This window comes from Rheinheimera muenzenbergensis (assembly GCF_036984005.1).
Classification (GTDB): Bacteria; Pseudomonadota; Gammaproteobacteria; order Enterobacterales; family Alteromonadaceae; genus Alishewanella; species Alishewanella muenzenbergensis.
On sequence record NZ_JALAAR010000014.1, the window covers coordinates 1 to 17,431 of the forward strand.

At 47.0% G+C, this 17,431-nt stretch carries 19 protein-coding genes; 13 read left to right on the plus strand and 6 right to left on the minus strand.

The genetic code is table 11. From position 1 onward, the window contains the following. The first annotated feature begins 123 nt into the window (after nt 1-123). From MN202_RS15120 to MN202_RS15140, 5 genes are all read left to right on the plus strand, one after another. A complete protein-coding gene (locus tag MN202_RS15120) occupies nt 124-747 on the plus strand; it encodes a hypothetical protein (RefSeq protein WP_335736973.1) in 624 nt (207 codons plus the stop codon). A gap of 81 nt (nt 748-828) precedes the next feature. Continuing rightward, on the plus strand, nt 829-1,374 hold the full coding sequence (locus MN202_RS15125; protein WP_335736974.1) for a hypothetical protein: 546 nt from the start codon (nt 829-831) through the stop codon (nt 1,372-1,374). Nucleotides 1,375-1,456: 82 nt separating this feature from the next. Further along, nucleotides 1,457-1,951: a P-loop nucleotide/nucleoside kinase family protein gene (locus tag MN202_RS15130; protein ID WP_335736975.1), complete on the plus strand. Its 495-nt coding sequence runs from the start codon at nt 1,457-1,459 to the stop codon at nt 1,949-1,951. Nucleotides 1,952-2,065: 114 nt separating this feature from the next. Then, complete coding sequence (locus tag MN202_RS15135) at nt 2,066-2,560, plus strand: hypothetical protein (RefSeq protein ID WP_335736976.1); 495 nt, start codon at nt 2,066-2,068, stop codon at nt 2,558-2,560. A gap of 90 nt (nt 2,561-2,650) precedes the next feature. After that, complete coding sequence (locus MN202_RS15140; protein WP_335736977.1) at nt 2,651-2,857, plus strand: hypothetical protein; 207 nt, start codon at nt 2,651-2,653, stop codon at nt 2,855-2,857. 154 nt (nt 2,858-3,011) lie between these two features. On the opposite strand, the gene MN202_RS15145 is transcribed toward MN202_RS15140, so the two are convergent. Beyond that, nucleotides 3,012-3,674, minus strand: a complete 663-nt coding sequence (locus MN202_RS15145; protein ID WP_335736978.1) for a lysozyme inhibitor LprI family protein — start codon at nt 3,672-3,674, stop codon at nt 3,012-3,014. 471 nt (nt 3,675-4,145) lie between these two features. Here MN202_RS15145 and MN202_RS15150 point away from each other — a divergent pair, with 471 nt between their 5' ends. Then, nucleotides 4,146-4,754: a cold shock and DUF1294 domain-containing protein gene (locus MN202_RS15150; protein ID WP_335736979.1), complete on the plus strand. Its 609-nt coding sequence runs from the start codon at nt 4,146-4,148 to the stop codon at nt 4,752-4,754. Nucleotides 4,755-5,112: 358 nt separating this feature from the next. Beyond that, entirely contained in the window at nt 5,113-5,838 is a 726-nt protein-coding gene (locus MN202_RS15155; protein ID WP_335736980.1) for a hypothetical protein, read from the plus strand. A 117-nt stretch (nt 5,839-5,955) separates the two neighbouring features. Here MN202_RS15155 and MN202_RS15160 read toward each other — a convergent pair whose 3' ends face one another. Both MN202_RS15160 and MN202_RS15165 read right to left on the minus strand, forming a co-directional pair. Next, entirely contained in the window at nt 5,956-7,599 is a 1,644-nt protein-coding gene (locus MN202_RS15160) for a response regulator (protein ID WP_335736981.1), read from the minus strand. A gap of 174 nt (nt 7,600-7,773) precedes the next feature. Continuing rightward, nucleotides 7,774-8,487, minus strand: coding sequence for a PEP-CTERM sorting domain-containing protein (locus MN202_RS15165; protein WP_335736982.1), 714 nt, complete (start codon nt 8,485-8,487; stop codon nt 7,774-7,776). Between the two features lie 314 nt (nt 8,488-8,801). Between MN202_RS15165 and MN202_RS15170 the strand changes: the two genes are divergently transcribed. Further along, a complete protein-coding gene (locus MN202_RS15170) occupies nt 8,802-9,110 on the plus strand; it encodes a DUF6482 family protein (RefSeq protein WP_335736983.1) in 309 nt (102 codons plus the stop codon). A gap of 6 nt (nt 9,111-9,116) precedes the next feature. Here MN202_RS15170 and MN202_RS15175 read toward each other — a convergent pair whose 3' ends face one another. After that, nucleotides 9,117-10,277, minus strand: coding sequence for a polysaccharide pyruvyl transferase family protein (locus MN202_RS15175; protein ID WP_335736984.1), 1,161 nt, complete (start codon nt 10,275-10,277; stop codon nt 9,117-9,119). A 23-nt stretch (nt 10,278-10,300) separates the two neighbouring features. After that, nucleotides 10,301-11,371 (minus strand): UDP-N-acetylglucosamine--undecaprenyl-phosphate N-acetylglucosaminephosphotransferase, encoded by a 1,071-nt coding sequence (wecA, locus tag MN202_RS15180; protein ID WP_335736985.1) that lies wholly within the window; start codon nt 11,369-11,371, stop codon nt 10,301-10,303. 188 nt (nt 11,372-11,559) lie between these two features. Between wecA and MN202_RS15185 the strand changes: the two genes are divergently transcribed. The 5 genes from MN202_RS15185 to MN202_RS15205 are packed head-to-tail and all read left to right on the plus strand — an operon-like array spanning nt 11,560 to nt 16,252. Then, the gene (locus tag MN202_RS15185) at nt 11,560-12,615 is read left to right on the plus strand and encodes a glycosyltransferase family 4 protein (RefSeq protein ID WP_335736986.1); all 1,056 of its coding nucleotides are present in this window, start codon (nt 11,560-11,562) and stop codon (nt 12,613-12,615) included. Then, on the plus strand, nt 12,608-13,369 hold the full coding sequence (locus MN202_RS15190; protein WP_418334551.1) for a WecB/TagA/CpsF family glycosyltransferase: 762 nt from the start codon (nt 12,608-12,610) through the stop codon (nt 13,367-13,369). Before MN202_RS15185 ends, MN202_RS15190 begins: the two co-directional genes overlap by 8 nt. Nucleotides 13,370-13,378: 9 nt before the next feature. Further along, nucleotides 13,379-14,284, plus strand: coding sequence for a glycosyltransferase (locus MN202_RS15195; protein WP_335736987.1), 906 nt, complete (start codon nt 13,379-13,381; stop codon nt 14,282-14,284). Beyond that, a complete protein-coding gene (locus MN202_RS15200) occupies nt 14,284-15,567 on the plus strand; it encodes an O-antigen ligase family protein (RefSeq protein WP_335736988.1) in 1,284 nt (427 codons plus the stop codon). The genes MN202_RS15195 and MN202_RS15200 overlap by 1 nt, the downstream gene beginning before the upstream one ends. Next, entirely contained in the window at nt 15,551-16,252 is a 702-nt protein-coding gene (locus MN202_RS15205; RefSeq protein ID WP_335736989.1) for a hypothetical protein, read from the plus strand. The genes MN202_RS15200 and MN202_RS15205 overlap by 17 nt, the downstream gene beginning before the upstream one ends. On the opposite strand, the gene MN202_RS15210 is transcribed toward MN202_RS15205, so the two are convergent. Beyond that, entirely contained in the window at nt 16,231-17,373 is a 1,143-nt protein-coding gene (locus tag MN202_RS15210; RefSeq protein WP_335736990.1) for a PAS domain-containing protein, read from the minus strand. The two genes, MN202_RS15205 and MN202_RS15210, sit on opposite strands and share 22 nt — an antisense overlap. Between the last annotated feature and the right edge of the window lie 58 nt (nt 17,374-17,431).

The following is a 17,431-nucleotide window of genomic DNA, read 5'->3' on the forward strand; positions in this document are numbered from 1 at the left end:
ATAAGCGAACCGGGCCGTTCAACAGGCGTTTAGCCGTCACTGAACAACGTGCCGGATAAAACGCTAAAGCGTTAGCAAAATGAGGGCGCAGAATTGATACATAGCTCAATAAAAGATAACTGGATGCGGGTTGAGATCATGCAGTCTATTGCGAGTGCATATTTCTCAGCAACACGCGGCTCAGACTTTAGGTCCAGAATTACTCAGGGAGGGGCTCCGTTCCCGTTTGATGCCATTCAGTATGAAACAATGGAAAAAGAGTCGTGTATTGTTGGAATGGTCATGGCATGGTCAGTCATCACTTTGGAGTCGTTAGTTAATCACGCTTTAGCAGAAAAAATTAATAATAAAGTATCCGCAATTATGGCTATAGAATATCCAGGTCAGATAACCGAAAAATTAAAAATTGCCAAATCAGCCAGATCAGAGTTAGCAAAAAAAATAGCGATACTCTCTGATAACCGTCAAGGGAGTGATGTGTATATACAGTTAGCAGATAAGATAACTGAGGATCGGAATATTATTGTTCACGACAAACCGTTTGAGCTAACTGATCTTGAAAATGGCGAGGTAAAAATCACACACTTTAAATCTCGCGGTAGAGAAAATGAACGTAAGCCAAGGTATGAAAATTTAGCTGATTTTTTTATGGATTGCGAAAATGTAAGCAATTATATTTATTCTTCTTCTGCACTTAAAGAGGCAGGTGTTACTGAAATTTCTTTTGCCAGCTTAATAAATAGCTAGCTTTTTTGCTGATTTTGCTAACTAAATATCTTCAGATTCGATAAATTTTTTGTAGCTTTTATATATTGAAAGGGATTTAAAATGAAATATTGGATAATTGCATTAGTCATCGCCGCTTTATCTTCTTGTTCCAGCATGCCTGGGATGCCTGGTTTTATTGATGTTAAAGAGTCGAAATTTGATGGTTCTAAAATTGTATCGATGGAGCCTGCGTTCGTAGGCTATTCAGATCAAATAAAGATGGGATTGTACTGGCAATCAACACTTCCTGAAGAGGTAATATTACTCACTGTTTGGGTAAGGGGTGCAGAGTTATTTTCGAGTGGAAAATCGCTGCATTTCAACGTGGATGGTGAGTTTTACAGTTTAGATGCAAATGATGACTCATTTAACGTCAAAACAACTAACGGAGGAGTATACAACTCAGTAATGATTCCACCATCAAACTGGTCAGGAATAACGTACCGTACAAGCAAGAATTTTATTAAGAAAATTAACAGCGCTAAAAAAGTAATTGTTAAAGTAGATTTACGTGCTGGATATTTGGAAGGAGAACATACTGTATCCAATCCAACTAGTTCCAAAACGGGATTTGTAAATTTTTTCAAAAAAATTGATTCATATTAATTGAGTATTTACTGCTAACAAAAAAAGCCAGCCGACGCGAACCGCGCGCCTGCTTTGAGCGTTATGCAATACGAGGTAAGAAATGGATAAAGGAGTATTAACGTTTTTCTGTGGAAAAATGGGGGCAGGGAAAACTACGAAATCTCGTGAAATTTCCCAAGAGCGAAATGCCGTTTTACTCTCAGAAGACGAGTGGCTTTCATCACTTTATCCAAATCGTATCAAGACGTTAGCGGACTACATTGAATATTCTGGCCTGCTGAAGCCTCAAATGAAAAGATTGGTTCAGTCAATCTTGGCATCTGGCGCTAACGTGGTAATGGATTTTCCAGCAAATACAATCCAACAACGAGATTGGTTTAAGGCTATTTTTTCAGAAATTCAGGCACAGCATGAGTTAGTTTACATCGACCAACCTAATGAAATTTGCTTGGAGCAAATCGCAAAACGGCGGATAGAACAGCCAGAGAGAGCGGCGACTGACACTGAAGAAATGTTTGAGTTGGTTAGCAAGTATTTTGTTGCACCCACTTCTGATGAAGGGTTCAACACAACTGTCATTTCAGTAAATGCATAACAAGGCGCGCCACTTTGCGGCCTTCGGCCGCAGCGACGCTCACTGCGTTTCGCGCGCGTGCGCTTATCGTTATGTGCCTCTATGAATAATCGAAAACTCTTCTCGGAAGAACGAATGTTTTACGATCTAGCTCAAGCGCAAAGTCTGATTGGGAAAACCCTAGCAGGCGTAAGGAATGTTCAGTATTACTTCGAGTCCGAAAGGGTAACCGATGATATAGGCGACATTGAGTGGCGTTGCACTGATGGGACCGTTGTTTCAATGTTCTTGCTCACAAATGGTGAGAGTGTTGGTGCAGACACCTTGCCCGCTGAAGTACCTCTAGCTTTCGATCTTCAAGTAGGTGAGCGATGCTCATGGCAAGCCGAAGACCTTCTTTTAGCACTAACCGCAAATCACTTAGCAGGTGAAAATATTGCGAGCGTACAGGCCCACGTGGACTGCCATATCAATTATGGCTACAAAGTTTTATCTGGATTCAAAGTGGCATTCGAGTCTGGAGAATTTATTTTGTACTACAACCGTGGCGATGATAGTGCTGCTCTACTTAACCAATTACCCAGCATTTCGGAAAGCATCAAGAGCGAACTTCTAGAATCTGTGTTGTGACACACAACAATTGGTTCAAATCGTTCGCTTCGCTCACAGGGACGGGCTAAAGCCCGCCCCTTAACCAAACGTTAAATGCCTCGGGGAAGTATGAAGCACGAACTATGGATGGATGAAGAAGGTTTAGGAACCTTTTGCCTTGCAGGAGAGCGAGGAGATGATGCTAGAGCACTCCTCGAACCCGGCTCAAAACTTGTTTGGAGCTGTGACGCTAAAGACTTTGGCATTATTCAGCCGCTGTTAAAAGGCAATCGGGTATTTGTGCATATAAAAGCGCTGCAAAACCGTTCGCACTAAGCCGTGAGCGCAGGTTTGGTTACTCTGTTGACTCCGAGAGGCTAATGGGTGACCCCAATTATTTACCGCTATTATTTTTGAGATACGCTGAAACCGGTAACGCTATGAACCCAATACTGATATCGATAGCCTTATTGATTTGCCGTAATCTATTTTAATTCTTGTTGCTAGTTACATTATTGGGTTTCACTTGCTCGCTTTGCAGAGCTTCTATACGTTGTTTATATTTGCTGATTGAGCAATTAAGTTTTGCGCCAATTTCTTTCCAGCATTCATTTCGAACTTTTATCCAACTAATTTGCTTTTGTTTTAACTCACGTATCGCTTTTTCTGAGCCCTCAGGCTTTGTTTTAGCGGCTGCAATAGCATCTTGATAAACTGACGCTAACTTATTATCCAGTAAAATCAGTTCGGTGTTGCCACAAATTAAGATCTCAATTTCATGGGGGTGAGCAGTATTGCAACTAAATGAAGGTTTTTCAGATATATGATTGCCTTCTTTAAGATACTTACTAAGTATCCATCCAGTTTGACCATGCACACTTACATGGCACCATGCACTATCTTTAGATGTTTTTCTTTCTTGCTCTGTCATTTCTTGCCATTCCGACAATGAAACAAAGCCAGTACAGCCTAAATTTTTAATTCCATTTGTGTCAGGCGGAACAAGTAAAACCAACTTGCTGTCATCCTGCATTTTTTCAAACATTTGTATCGAGTTATCACTCGAGATCCGAAAATAATCCGGCCCATCTGCAGTCGCCATAGTTAATGGTGTAAACAGAGATAGACTTAAAAGAAATAACACTTTGTTCATTAAGAATCCTTTGAGATTTAAGTTGCAAAGTTAAAATAGCGGCTTTGCTTCAGGGGCAACTTTTTCACATTCGCCCGAAAATTCATTAAGCCCACTTGCAAACACAATAGTTCCTGTCGTTCGGTCAATACGGATTTTTGGCTTCACCAGTTACTTCTGTGCTGGTGAGTTTGTAATCACGAATAACTCAAATTGTTAGCAAAAGTAAATAGTAGCACAGTGTATTTTTAAGCCATCAGGTTGTTTGAAAAGTACACCACGCAATGTCTGCGCTGGATGTTTGTTGATAATTTTTTGACGAGCGTTTTCACCCAAAGCAGACAGAACATGCATCTATAGTGCTTTAAAAAACCACAAGGTCACATTCTTGCTTTTGTCTTGTTGACTAACAGAGCCTCACGAGTTTCAATCGTTGTCAAATTTGCAAAAAGCCTAGCAGTTAGGCAGTAGCCCGAAAAGCAAGGAGCAGTAATGCTGGTAAAAGGAAAAATTACCCAGTGGGATGACGATAAAGGCTTTGGCTTTATTCAGCCGCTGTTAAAAGGCGAGCGGGTTTTTGTGCATATAAAAGCGCTGCAAAACCGTTCGCGCCGTCCGGTGATGGGCGAGGTGGTTACTTATACGGTCGGTAAAGATGAGCAAGGCCGGTTGCAGGCACAGCAGGTCACCTTTGCGGGTGAAAAACGCAAACTTAAAACCGCAAAGCGCGCTACAACGTGGCCGTTGTGGTGTGTGTTGGCCTTCGCTGCAGTGTTGAGCGTTGCTGTTGCTATGACCAAACTGCCGCTGTATGTGCCGCTGCTCTACGCCGGGCTGAGTGTTGTGACCTTTATGGCGTACTGGCTGGATAAACGTAAAGCGCAGGCCAAACAAAGTCATAAGCGTACGCCCGAATCCAGGTTGCAATTTATGGCGCTGCTGGGCGGCTGGCCCGGTGCTTTACTGGCGCAAAGTTATTTGCGGCATAAGTCACAAAAACGCGCTTTTCTACAGGTGTTTTATTTTGCGGCTTTGCTAAATCTGATTGCCCTGGCCTGGCTACACAGCCAGCATATGCTGCCAGCCGGTATTGGCGGATAGCCGGCAAAAGCAGCCAAAACCACAGGTATCGCCGCTTTGGGCGCTATTAACGCAGCAGCTGGCTGATAAATACCGTGCTCGGCGCTACCTTAGCTGGCTGAAAAAACACTGACAGGTGTTGCTGTTGTTACAGCTTTTGGCTTGTTTGCTGTAGGTTAATGCTAATGTGTCAAAATAATTTACATTAAGTCTGCATTTTTGTTGAATTTAAAATTATTTTTTATTTAAAACATGAAGATAAATTGTTGGTGTTTAATTTGCATGGTCCGCCGGATTTCGAATTATGCTGGTATAAGGCGCTAGGAATCGTGGTTTTAACTTTAGTTAAAGTAAATAATTAAAAAAAGGATGTTTTTGCATGAAGAAGTATTTGATAGGGTCAGCACTGGCCTTGTGTTGTCAGGTAAATATCTCACAAGCAGCAATTATACAGTACAACGATTTAACCAGTTTTAATGCCGCGCTAACTGCCGGTACCACAACGTTGGAGACCTTCGACGATGCCTTAACCGGCCTGCTTACCTTAGGTGATGAACGGCTGTTTGATGGCTTTGGTTTTTCATACACAAACTCAGTTGGTGGAAATCAGCGTGCTGGCATCTATAGCGCGACTCAAATTGGTCAAAATTCAGGGACCGCAATAAATAATACCAATAGTGTAGGTTGGGGCGAGTACCTGAATGGTAGTTATGTAAGTGGCGGTGATGGCCCTAATATAGTGTTCCGTTTTTTTGCACCTATTACTGCTTTTGCTTTTGATTTCTCTGATTCCGACCCAACAGACAGCTACAGCGTGCGGTTTGATACCGAGGCACCGTTTGCGTTAGCTGTTGGCTCTGGTGCTACACAATTCACCAGTTTTTTTGGTTTTGTCAGCACAGAGCCATTTTCAACTATTACGTTTAGCCAAACGGCAACCGGCGGTATAACCGAAACCTTTTCCATCGATAACATCCGTACTAACGGTTATAGAACGCCAGAAGATGCTGCAGCTGCGGTGTCGGCACCGGCATCGGTAGCTTTATTCGGCCTGTCGTTGTTAGGCTTGATGATGCGCAGAAGAGCGTCGCGTAATAAGGCGTAACAATATCGCTGTGCAGGCTAAACTAGTTAAAAAGGCGCTTTAAGCGCCTTTTTTATTACCACTAAGCTGTGTTGAGCTTGCTGTATAAACCGGGCTAAAGCCCGTCAAAGTCGCTGCTTATTCTTCGGTTTCTTTGCTGCGTGGCCGCAAATCGGGGTGCTGTTTTAATACTGCCGTGAGGTATTTACCAAAGCGCGACCGGTTGTCGTCGTTTAACTCGCTTTGGCTAAGCAGTTTAATCGCTGCACGACAGTAACGGCTTGTTACCTCATTTAGTACGGCGCCCTTGCTCATGGCCTGCAGAATATTCAGGGCCAGAGTAGGGTTGGTCGGCATATGATCGAAGGTTTCGCCAAACAGATCCACCGCCCGGCTGTATTGCCCCTGTTGATAAGCGTAGCTTGCCTCGTTGTTGATTTGCTTAATTTTGGCTTTTAACTCGTCATGGCGCCTTTGTTCGATGTTTTTCATAATACGCTGGGTTTCAGTCAGCATGTCATCGTCTTTTAACATAGCCGCCATTTGCTCGATATAGTGTTGGCTGGCGTATAAGTCGCCCAGTTCAAAATAGGCTTTGGCAGCGTCAAGGGCGGAATCTGTGGTGGTGTGCTCATCTTGATTAAGCGGCACTTCGCGGATCATTTTGCGTGCTTTTGGAAGTTCGCCCCGGGCGGCAATAATACGGGTTTTTAACAGCGCGGTTTCACGCTGGTGTTTTTTAACGTCAAAACGTTTGGGTAAGGCGCTCACCAGCCGCTCGGCATGGCCCAGCATCACAGCGCGCTCCAGAATATTAACGCAGTATGATTGGTCGATAATTGCCCGGGCCTGGTTCAGGTAGTTATCTACCGTGTCGTGGCTGGAGTGACGGGCTTCAGTGACCAGGCGGGTACAAATACGCACACAGGCGGCTTTGTCATTGGTGATAGACGCCAGATTGGCCAACGCTTTTTGCCGGACAATATTTTTCGGTGACAACAATACTGCCTGCTGCAGTGTCTCAAAGGCTTTTTCGTAGCGACCATATTTGATATAGAGCCGGGCTAGCCAGTCCAGCGCTTCGACTTTGGTGTCATCGAACTGGGTTAAATCCGCCAATTGCAGCTCGGTATCTTCCCAGCGGTCCTGGTAAAAGCAAGCAACGGATAACCCCAGCCTGGCCCAGTTAAGTGATTTGTACGCGGTGAGCTGCTGATAAAAGGCTTCAGCGTCGGCGTAACGTTGCAGTTTTAGTAGCAGTTCACCTTTAATACGGCGGGCAGCCATACTGTGGTCGTTTTCCTGGCGGATGACACTGTCACATTCGTCCAGCGCCAGGTTGTAATCTTGCTCATACAGGGCGTAATACACTTTGCGCAGCCCTATACGGCTTTTAATGGCTCTGACTATGCGCTCTTCCAGCACTGGGGCGGAAAAGGGTTTTAGCAGGTAATCATCAGGTTGCAGTTCTATCAGGCCATGCACGATCTGGCGCTGGTTTTCGGCGCTAATAATAATAAAACAGCATAGCGGGCTTAATAGCCGGTCATTTTTCAGCACTTCAAACAGCTGATAACCGTCTTTGCCATCGCCAAGGTTAATATCGCACAGGATAAAATCGAACGGGATTTCATAGCACTTAGCAATAGCTTCATTGGCATCGCGCGCCAGATGGATGGCGTCAAATCCCAATTGCTGCGTCATGCCCTTAATAGAAGCGCGAACAGGGGCGCAGTCGTCAATAATCAGTAATTGTTTACAGCGAAAAAAGCTGGCATCCATAGCAACACGCTAAAACTGCATTTACATAACCGGATACTAGAGGATGGCAACACTTAGGTAAAGCCTGTCGCCATTGCAGTAACTAAAAGTAAGCCATAATGTGGCAATGGCGAATTATTCTGTTTTGGTATTACAAAAAAAGGCACTGTTAGCGCCTTTTTACTTCAATGGAGGTTACTTTTTCTGCCGGCGAGAGGTAACTAAGCCGCAGATTGCCAGACCGAACATGGCCAGTGTTGCCGGCTCTGGTACTGTTGGGATTCTAATTTGTTGGCGGTCGCCGATAGTGAAGTCATCAAAACCGAAAAAATCGGTGCCTGCTGCGGTGTTGCCAAAACTAATGCTGGTGTAGGCGTTATTTACGTCAATAAAGCCCCAGAACAGGTTGGCACCATTTATACCATTAATGCTGTTATCGATAACCAGATTGGTAACGACATTATTGATATCAAGCAGGGCAACAGTGATCTGGCCATCAAAGTCACCAATGTCGGTACCAAAAAAACCAAAGGCTGAGATGGCAGTATCAAAATTGATACTAAATAGACCGCTGATTTCCCACCATTGCGAACCGCCGGCAGAGGTATTAAAACGACCCGCACCGGTGGTGTTAGCAATTTGGCCACCTCCAGTCATGGTAGCCGTAATATTTCCGGTTGAACCTGCAAACAAAATATCTAAAGGAGCAATTGTAGGTATACTGAAGCCCTCAAAATCTTCTGTGCCGACGCCTGTCAGGTTAGATAAAAAACTGGTTTGTGCCGCCGCCGGATCCGCACCTATGGCAAAAGGATCGGTTTGGTTTTCACCAAAAAATATAATGGGTGCAGCCTGCGCACTCATGGCTGATCCTGCCAGTAGTAGCGCGGCTAAACATCTTTGTTTCATAGTAAAAGTCCTTATTCTCGATTGCTGATATTTTTATAAAACAGTTACTGCAGTTATGTTGAAGCAACTAACAGACCAATGTTTATAGTCTAATAAAATCAGTTTGTTAGTGTGTTTTTGAAGTCGGGTTTTAGTTGGCTTGTAAAAAAACAAGACGGTTACACAGCTTTGATGCAGCTGGTAAAATTTGGTAGTCAGGTTAAATAGCAGGGTATTAGCTGTGGTTAGTACAAAAAGCAGTTTTCTGCTTAAATAAAAACTGTCTAGTGTTACACAACGTAGCTAACAGAGGGTTCTCTATCGGAGGTTGCACTATGCCTTATCATCGTGTTGCACATTTAAACCATCAGGATGTTCGTATTAATGAACTGGTTATCCATTCGTTTGAAATGGGGGTATACCTAGCAGAAGCCGATTACGACGGCCGTACAGCATTTTTGGTAGACGACGATAATAAACCGCAGAGGTTTCACAGCTTAGATGAAGTAAAGCTGGCGTTGGACCGCTGCACTATTTACCAGGCGTATTTAGTGCACCAGTCGGCTTATGATGAAATGTGCGGTGGCGCAGACAAAGGAGACAACACTTTAAAAGTGCCTATATTTGTGCCTGGAGTTGGCTGATTAATATCAGCTTATTGCCTGATACAAGCGTTGCCACATAGCACTGTTTTGTTGTTTTAACAGTGCGGCGCGCTGCTTTACCTCTGTTTCCAGTATGGTTTTGCTGTCAAGCAGGTGTTGCAAAGCACTGAGTAAACTTTGTTCGCTAAGCTCGGCGACACAATAATCGCCCATGCCAAAATCTGACATCATGGCGTGATATTTATGGCTCCAACTGGTCGCGATACAGGGCACACCCTGGCTAAGCGCATTGACCGCGCCGTGAAAGCGCGAGCTAATTGCCAGTTCAGCTTTGCCGATAAAGGCTTTAACGGCCAGTGGATCTTCGATCTGAATGATTGTGCATGCTGCTTTAGCGGCAATTTCTTCACACAGTTGTGCATCTTCTTTGCCTTCATGGTTTACCAGCACGCATTGCATACCTTCGGCGGTCAGTTTATTGGCTGCAGCAGCAAAGGCGGCAATATAGTCAAACCGTTGTTGCTCGGCGTTGGCATGGTTAAACTTCGAGACCACTTTGTTGTTTGGAATAAGCGCCGCATAAGGGCCTTGTATTGATGGTATTTCGTGGTTGGCCCGGGCAGTTAAACTAACGGTGAAGTCCGGCGTGAGTACTACCGAGTCAGGCAACGTTGGCATACAGCTTTGCAGATGTTGTAGCGACACCGGATCGCGGACAAAAATCAACCGTGCGTGCTGAATAATATCGCGCATCGCCGCTTTGCTGTCAGCAGATGTAAAAGGGCCAAAGGCTTGTGGCATAAACACAAAGGGTTTGCCGGCTTTAGCAAAACGTACTACCTCTTTAGCGGTATTTTGTAGAAAACGCAGTGGCCACTGATCGCCATAGGCAAAACCGCTGGCTTCCAGCACCAAATCAACCTGACGCTCGCTTAGCATGCCGTAGCGGTTAAATAAGCGTTGCACAGCGCCTGGCAACTTGCCAATAAGCGGTGTCAGATCGAGGCCGCCACGACGGAAAGACAACTTTTGCCAGGCGCCTAAACGTGCCCGCTCCGGATAGGGCAAATTAGGGCCGGGCGACAACACCAGCTCGACCGGGCGTGGCAGTTGTTTTAACCCCTGCAGACAGGCCAGCAACATTAAATAGGCGCCTTTATTGCGAAACTGTACACCTTTAATTTCAACGAAAAGCGGTTTGTTCATAAGTCACCTGAAATACAAAGTTATTATTTAATTGTTTGGCGTTGTTGCAGTACCTTGTGCCGCAGCTTTGAAACAATGCGCCAGATATGCTGCAACAGATATAAATAAGCAGCAAACAGCAGTAAAAATAGCAGCAGCATAAAATAGTCCGGCAGAAGCAGGTATTCGCCGATAATACCGATACAGGCAAAAATACAGGCCAATGAAGTAATAAGCGCCAGTGACTCGCGAGAGGTTAAACCAAGGCGCAGCGAGATATGGTGCAGATGTTCACGGTCGGCGACAAAGGGCGACTGCCCCTTACGAATACGCCTTAGCATAATGGCCACCATATCCATCAGTGGAATGGCAATGATCCACAGCGCCGTTACCGGACGGAAACTGGCAGTTTCGCTTTGGGTGCCAAGCAGCAATAACCAGATCACGCTAAGACCAATTAACATACTGCCGGCATCGCCCATAAAAATACGATAACCGGGGAGCAAATTCAGATTACAGGCCAGATAAGGCAACATGGCCAGCGCCAGTAACCAGGCCAGGCCGGCGTATGTTTGCTGGCCCCACAGTGACATAAAGATGGCAATACTGATAAAGCTAACCAGGCTTAACATACCGGCCAAACCGTCGATACCGTCTGTCATATTAAAGGCATTAATGGCCGCAATCACCGCCAGCAACGTTACCGGCAGGCCAAATACGCCCAGCTCAATAACGCCAAAGCCAAACAGATCACCCAGGCTGGACAGATGCAAGTCCAGGCTGTAGGTCATGCCCAGCGCCACTAAAGTTTGTACCGCCAAACGCAGTTTAACGCTCAGGTCCAGATAGTCATCAAACACCCCAAGCAACACTATGCTGCCGGTGCAGAGTAAAAAGTACAGCGGCTGCAGCGTCGTGTCGGCAAATAACAGTAATGCCAGTGCCAGGCCACAATAGGTGGCGATACCGCCAACAAGCGGCACCGCGCCCTGATGTTGTTTACGCCCGCGTGGTATGTCAACCAGTCCCACCCGCACGGCAACCGGCCGCAGCACAGCTATTGCCATACAGGCACAGATAAAGGCGCTGCTAAACATCAGTAGGGATTGCTGCATTATCTTGTCCGTTTTTGTCTGCCATACACTGTGCATGCTGCGCCCGGCATCATTCAGCAGGGCGTCAGCTAAAATAAGTTACTAATACTAACCGTAGCTTAAGCGCAATGCGCTATAAACTAAGTGTTTTTTTTTCTCACAACACGTATTGTACACAGCCGGTACGGCTGCCAGGAAGAATTCTCAGCGTGCAAACTATTAAGCCAAATATTCTTATTATCAGTAATATGGGCGCTAAGCCTTCAGCGCCGTTTCAGGGCAAATTTGTCCATAATCAGGTGTGGGCACTGGCCCCGCTTAACCCTGCTTATCATTATATGCGCTGGCATAGTGACTCTTTGCTGAACAAATTTTTAAAGTATCCGGTGTTTTTACTCGATTTTATCTGGCGTTTTCTGCTCAGCCGCCGCCGTTTTGATATTGTGCATGTGCATTATTTTTATCCCACCATTTACCTGGCATTACTATATCGTGCACTGCGTAACCGCAGGCTAAAAATAGTTGTTACCTGCCACGGTAGTGATATTTATTTGTATCAAAGGCCGGCTAAACTATACCGCTATTGCGCTACTAAGGTTGATCAGTGGATCTTTGCCAGTAGCGCTTTGCGCAAGCAATTTAGCTTGCCGGTTAAACGCGCTGTCGTACTTAGCGCCGGTATTGCCGAGCTGTATGGTCAGAGTGAGCCTTTGAGCTGGCAGCAAAAAAGCATTGATCTGTTGTACGTCGGCAGCCTCGATGTCAACAAGGGTATGGATCGCTTATTAACCATCTTGCCAGAGCTGGCAGATAAAAAAGTCGTTATTGCCGGCAGCGGCCCAATGCTGAGCGCCTTGCAGCATGCGGCCAGGCAGTTTCCTAACGTGTTAGTTGTCGGGCCAAAAGACAGCAATGCGTTAAAGCAGTTATACCGCCAGGCGCGTTGTTTTATCAGCTTATCGCGACATGAAGCTTTTGGTTTGGTAATGGCAGAAGCAATGGCAAGTTACACGCCGGTTATTGCCACCGCTACCGACGGCGCGGCAGAGCAACTTCAGCACGACGTTAATGGCTATGTTGTTAGTCAGCATAATGATGAGCAACAGATCTGCAGCGGTTTACTAAACGCGATTAATGAATTGTTCCAGTCGCCACAGCAGTATCATGCTATGCAACTGGCGGCGTGGCGCAGCGCTCAGCCGTATTTACTGAGTAATATTGCCCGGCAGTTGCAGCAGTTATATCAGGAGTTAGCGGATGAATGAGGTAAAACACAGTGTAACGGTGCCAGCAGCGCCCGTTAGTGTGCCGCAGGTGCAGGTCGGGCCGGTACAGGTAGCAGCCTTTAGCGATATGCAGCAACTGCTGGAAACTTTGCTGCCGGATGATGCCAGTGTCTTTGCCGGTTCGGCCATTGCCATTAATCCGGAAAAAATTATGTCAGCCATGCGTGATAATCAGCTGTCGCAGGTTATTGCTGCTGCCGATATCCGTTATGCCGACGGCATAGGCGTGGTTAAAGTGATGCGCCAGCGCTTGGGGCAGCGGGTACAGCGTATTCCCGGCTGTGAGTTATGGCAGCAACTAATGCTGAGGGCTGCCCGGCTTAACACACCGGTGTTTATTGTCGGCGCCAGGCCGGATGTTAACCGGCAAACCGCGCTAAAGCTGCAGGCACAACAGGTTAACCTGGTTGGCGCAGTGGATGGTTATTTTACTGATGAAGCGGCGCTTATTGCTCAAATTAAGCAAAGTGGTGCCCGCATTGTCAGTGTGGCGATGGGATCGCCGAAGCAGGAATTGCTGATCCAACGTATCCGGGCTCAGCATCCGGATTGTTTTTATATGGGTGTGGGTGGTACCTATGATGTATTTACCGGCAATGTAAAACGGGCGCCGCCGCTTTGGTGTAAGCTGAACCTGGAATGGGCCTACCGCTTGTTAGCCCAGCCCAGCCGTATTGGCCGCCAACTGGGGCTGGCACGTTATGTCTGGTGGTATTGGACCGGTAAAATCTGAGGCAGAAAAATGACGAATAATAACGCAGCAATGCCACTGATCAGTGTCTATATGCCAACCTTTAACCGGGCGCAGATGGCAATCAGTGCCATTGAATCGGTATTGGCGCAGGACTATCCGAATATTGAGTTACTGGTTGTCGATGATGCTTCAACCGACGATACCTGGGCGGTTCTGACTAACAAATATATTAACGAGGCACGCATCCGCTTTTTCCGCCAGAGTAAAGGTCAGGGCGCCTGTGCGGCGCGTAATCGGGCTATCAGTGAGGCAAAAGGCGACTTTGTTACCGGTATTGACGATGACGATGAGTTCTTACCACATCGTTTAAGCAGCCTGTATCAGGCCTATGATGACAACTACAGCTGTGTTTGCAGTGGCTATATATGGGATTATGGGTCGGTGCAAAAAACACTGTACGCCAGACGTGATGTGGTTAACTTAACCCAGCTGCTGGACTTACATACCTTGTCTAATCAAGCCCTGGTAAAACGTGAGCGTATGCTGGCCCTTGGCGGTTTTGATACTGGTCTGGCTGCATTTCAGGATTACGATATGTGGGTGCGGGTGGTGCAGGCTTATGGCCCGGCACTGCGTATTGCACAGCCCAGCTACAAGGTTAACGTCGGCCATGAATTGGGCCGGATCACCAACTCACCGAAACGGTTGGATGCGCACAAACAGTTTGTCGCCAAGCACCGGGTGCATATGAGTGAGCGCAATTTACAAAACCAAATGTTTTACCGGCAGATGATGCAACAAAGCCCAATGTCGCTGCCTGCGTTGCTAAGCAGTATCCGCTATGGTCTGGTTAAGCTGAAATGGCGTTACTACCTGAAACACAAACTGGGGATACTAAGCCGCTGGCGCATCAAACTGCTGAGTAAAGGTGTCATGGGGTTGTTTAAAAAATAATGCTCAGTGCCAGCATCTCACTGCAACGGCAACAGGCCACGGAAAAGCTGTTATGTTGGCTGATGCCATGGTTCTTGCTGATTGATTGTATCAACGGTGCCTTGCTGCAGCTCTCTGGCAGCAGCTATGGGCTTTCGGCCGCCTACAAACTGACGTTACTGTTACTGATGGCGTACAGCACCTGGTTGCGGCAGCCGAAATACCTATTGGCTTTGCTGCTGGCACTGCTATTAATGCTGGCCGGGCCGGCGCTGCACTGGCCACAGCTGCCTTTGCGCTGGATGCTGGCAGACATGCAGCTGGCGCTTAAAGTGCTAAGCCCGCTGTTGGCACTGTTATATCTGGTTGGCCTGGCTCAAAATTCTGCTCCGTTAGCCAAACGCCTGTTGTTACACACAGTGTGGCTCAGTGCTGTGGTGCTGCTGCTGAATACCCTGGCCGGTGCGGCAGGTTTGGGCTTTAGCGCTTATCAGCCTTTAGAGGGCGTAGCGCAGACGTTTTTGGGCATAAAGGGCTTTTTTTATTCGACCAATGAGTTATCGGCGGTGCTGCTGGTGATCAGCTGCGCTTGTCTGGTGCTAAGCTGGCCGCAGCATAAAGTGAATTATGTGCTGATCAGCTGCTGCGCTTTGCTGCTGGCAGTGCTGATGCTGACCAAAACCGGGGTATTTGGTGTCGCCTTGCAGGTTATTTTTATACCGCTGCTGATGCAAGACGCAGCATTTTGGCAGCGACAACGCCGTGTTTTGTTAATAGCCGCAGCGTTGCTGCTGGCAGTGCTAATGCTGTTGCTGCTACACGGCCAATATTTGCTGCAGCTGTTGGGTATTTACGACAAACTGAATTTCGTTTACCAACAACGTGGCCTCAGCGGTATTTTGCTGTCATCGCGTGACTATTATGCCAGCCGGATCTGGCAAACTGCGGCCGACAACTACCCTGACTGGCAGCGTCTGGCCGGGTTGGGGCAGGGCGCTATAGCGCTGCAGCTAAAAAAATACTTTGCCGAGCTGGACTGGTTTGATCTGCTGATTTTCCATGGCCTGGCCGGTTTGCTCAGTGCAGCACTGGTGTTTGCCGCCTTTATCCGCCACAGCTGGCAGCAGCGTAATTATGGTGCGGGGCGCAGTGTACTGTTACTTAACCTGCTGCTGGTGTTGGTGTCGTCACTGGCCGGGCATGTACTGACTTCAGGTATGCTATGGCTGCCCTGGGCGATGTGCAATGCATTGTTGTGGCAACAGGCAGTTGGCAAAGAGAGAGCGAATGAAAGATATACTTGAACCTTTTATGTTTCCGCAAAATATAATGCTGTACGCTCTGTTACTGGCTTGTTGCTGCTATCGAAAAAAAGGCCTCTGGCTGTTGCTGGCGTTTTATTATCTGGCCGGTAACAGTTTTGTGGCCAATCAGCTGCGGGACTGGTATGGCAGTTACAGCAACAGCTACACCTTAAGCGCCCAAAGCACTGTGGTGGTGCTGGGCTGTGGCGGTTCTGAGGCGGCGTTGCCAGCCTGTGCTAAAGCGCGCTTGCAGCAGTTGGCTGCTTTAATGCCGGATGGCGGCAGCGTTATTATTACCAGCCGTTACTGTCAGCCTTATGTCGATTATTTGCTGTCTATGCCAGGCAATTACGCTATTGATTGTTTTTTTGGTGGCGATAACACCTATAAAGAATTTAATAGCTTAGCAGCGAAGCCGCAGCTTAAACCAGACTATATTCTGACCAGCGATTTTCATGCCTGGCGGGTAGCGCAGTTGACAGAGTATCATGGCTTCAATGCCAAAGTAGTGGCCAGTTCCAGCCAGACTTTTCGCCCACTTAACTGCAGCTACAATTGCTTTTTTACCGTCAACCTGAGTAACTTTGATTTTTACAGCAAGCTGATGTCGGAATTTGCCAGCTATGCTGTTTTTGTGCTCAGCCGTAACCGGACCGACTGGTATCAGCCGGATGCCGTGTTATAAGGTGGAACGGGCGCTGCTTTGTTGGCAGCACCCAGCGCCATGGCTGAGCCTAGCCATTTTTCTACCTTGCCGTCAGTGTCGTTGACGGCAACAGCCTTGACCAGATGCCAGACATACTGTCCGTCCAGCCGGCGCATACGAAACTCTATGCTGTAAGCATCGCCGCTTTGCACGCAGTGCTGCCAATGCGCCATAACGGCGTCACGCTCGTCCGGATGTACTATGTCAAGCCAGTCGCGCAGCAGCTCCTTTTCGGCTTTGCCAGTGAAGGTCGTCACGGTTTGATTAACAAAAGTGAGGTTGCCGTCGCTGTCTGCAGTCCAGACCATAATGGGCATACTGTCAGCCCATAGCTTAAACTGCTGTTGTTGTTGCGCCAGCCGCATACTGATTTGATGCGCTGAGTTAACGTCCTGCACTATACCTTGCATGCCGGTGCCGATATCCGGGGCGGGATAGCCGACTATACGCAACCAGTGGGTTTTGTTGTCCTCAAGCCGGTAAGCGCAGTCTATGTCAAAGGCTTGTTGCAAATCGATGCAGTCACTTAGCAGTTGCTGCAGAGCCAACTGGTATGGGCTGTGAAACAAAGCACTGAATTGGCTTATGGTTAGTCGGTTGCGGCTGCTTGCCGGCAACAAGGCTTTGGCTTCAGCAGACAGTGACAACTTATGATTGTGTGGATCAAAGGTCCAGCGACCAAAATGCGTCAGTTGGTTAATTAACTGCATCTGTTGTTGTTGCCGTAGCATATTGACCTGTTGCCGTGCCTGTTGCATTTGCAGCACTATGGCCGCACGCATTTGCAGGTAAATCAGCAGCAAGCATATACAGGCACCGATGCGGTTAGCTAACACATAACCGAATGCAAAACCTTGCGGGGCAGACGGGGAAATAAAAATACCTAATATAATTAGCAGCATAGCGCTGTAAAAGCAGAAGTTTAATAAACGCAGTTTATTGGCGAGACTGGCTAACAGCAGCAGCGGGGCATATAAAAAACCATGTGCAAAGCCAAGCTGGGTTTGGCTATCAGCAGCAAATAACAACAGCATCAGCAGATATATCAGGTACTGGCTGTTGTCGCTATCCCTAAGCTGTTCGATCCATTGGCTTATCAAAGGTTGTACCGAGTTTGGCGTTTCGTTAATTATGGTACAACAGTTAGTAATGTAAAAA

Bases quoted from the DNA above. Each gene is read 5' to 3' on its own strand.
- MN202_RS15170 (WP_335736983.1), top strand. From the start codon at position 8,802: ATGCCTTATCATCGTGTTGCACATTTAAACCATCAGGATGTTCGTATT.
- MN202_RS15150 (WP_335736979.1), top strand. From the start codon at position 4,146: ATGCTGGTAAAAGGAAAAATTACCCAGTGGGATGACGATAAAGGCTTT.
- MN202_RS15120 (WP_335736973.1), top strand. From the start codon at position 124: ATGCGGGTTGAGATCATGCAGTCTATTGCGAGTGCATATTTCTCAGCA.
- MN202_RS15145 (WP_335736978.1), bottom strand. From the start codon at position 3,674: ATGAACAAAGTGTTATTTCTTTTAAGTCTATCTCTGTTTACACCATTA.
- MN202_RS15135 (WP_335736976.1), top strand. From the start codon at position 2,066: ATGTTTTACGATCTAGCTCAAGCGCAAAGTCTGATTGGGAAAACCCTA.
- MN202_RS15155 (WP_335736980.1), top strand. From the start codon at position 5,113: ATGAAGAAGTATTTGATAGGGTCAGCACTGGCCTTGTGTTGTCAGGTA.
- MN202_RS15130 (WP_335736975.1), top strand. From the start codon at position 1,457: ATGGATAAAGGAGTATTAACGTTTTTCTGTGGAAAAATGGGGGCAGGG.
- MN202_RS15195 (WP_335736987.1), top strand. From the start codon at position 13,379: ATGACGAATAATAACGCAGCAATGCCACTGATCAGTGTCTATATGCCA.
- MN202_RS15200 (WP_335736988.1), top strand. From the start codon at position 14,284: ATGCTCAGTGCCAGCATCTCACTGCAACGGCAACAGGCCACGGAAAAG.
- wecA (WP_335736985.1), bottom strand. From the start codon at position 11,371: ATGCAGCAATCCCTACTGATGTTTAGCAGCGCCTTTATCTGTGCCTGT.
- MN202_RS15175 (WP_335736984.1), bottom strand. From the start codon at position 10,277: ATGAACAAACCGCTTTTCGTTGAAATTAAAGGTGTACAGTTTCGCAAT.
- MN202_RS15190 (WP_418334551.1), top strand. From the start codon at position 12,608: ATGAATGAGGTAAAACACAGTGTAACGGTGCCAGCAGCGCCCGTTAGT.
- MN202_RS15140 (WP_335736977.1), top strand. From the start codon at position 2,651: ATGAAGCACGAACTATGGATGGATGAAGAAGGTTTAGGAACCTTTTGC.
- MN202_RS15165 (WP_335736982.1), bottom strand. From the start codon at position 8,487: ATGAAACAAAGATGTTTAGCCGCGCTACTACTGGCAGGATCAGCCATG.
- MN202_RS15205 (WP_335736989.1), top strand. From the start codon at position 15,551: ATGAAAGATATACTTGAACCTTTTATGTTTCCGCAAAATATAATGCTG.
- MN202_RS15160 (WP_335736981.1), bottom strand. From the start codon at position 7,599: ATGGATGCCAGCTTTTTTCGCTGTAAACAATTACTGATTATTGACGAC.
- MN202_RS15125 (WP_335736974.1), top strand. From the start codon at position 829: ATGAAATATTGGATAATTGCATTAGTCATCGCCGCTTTATCTTCTTGT.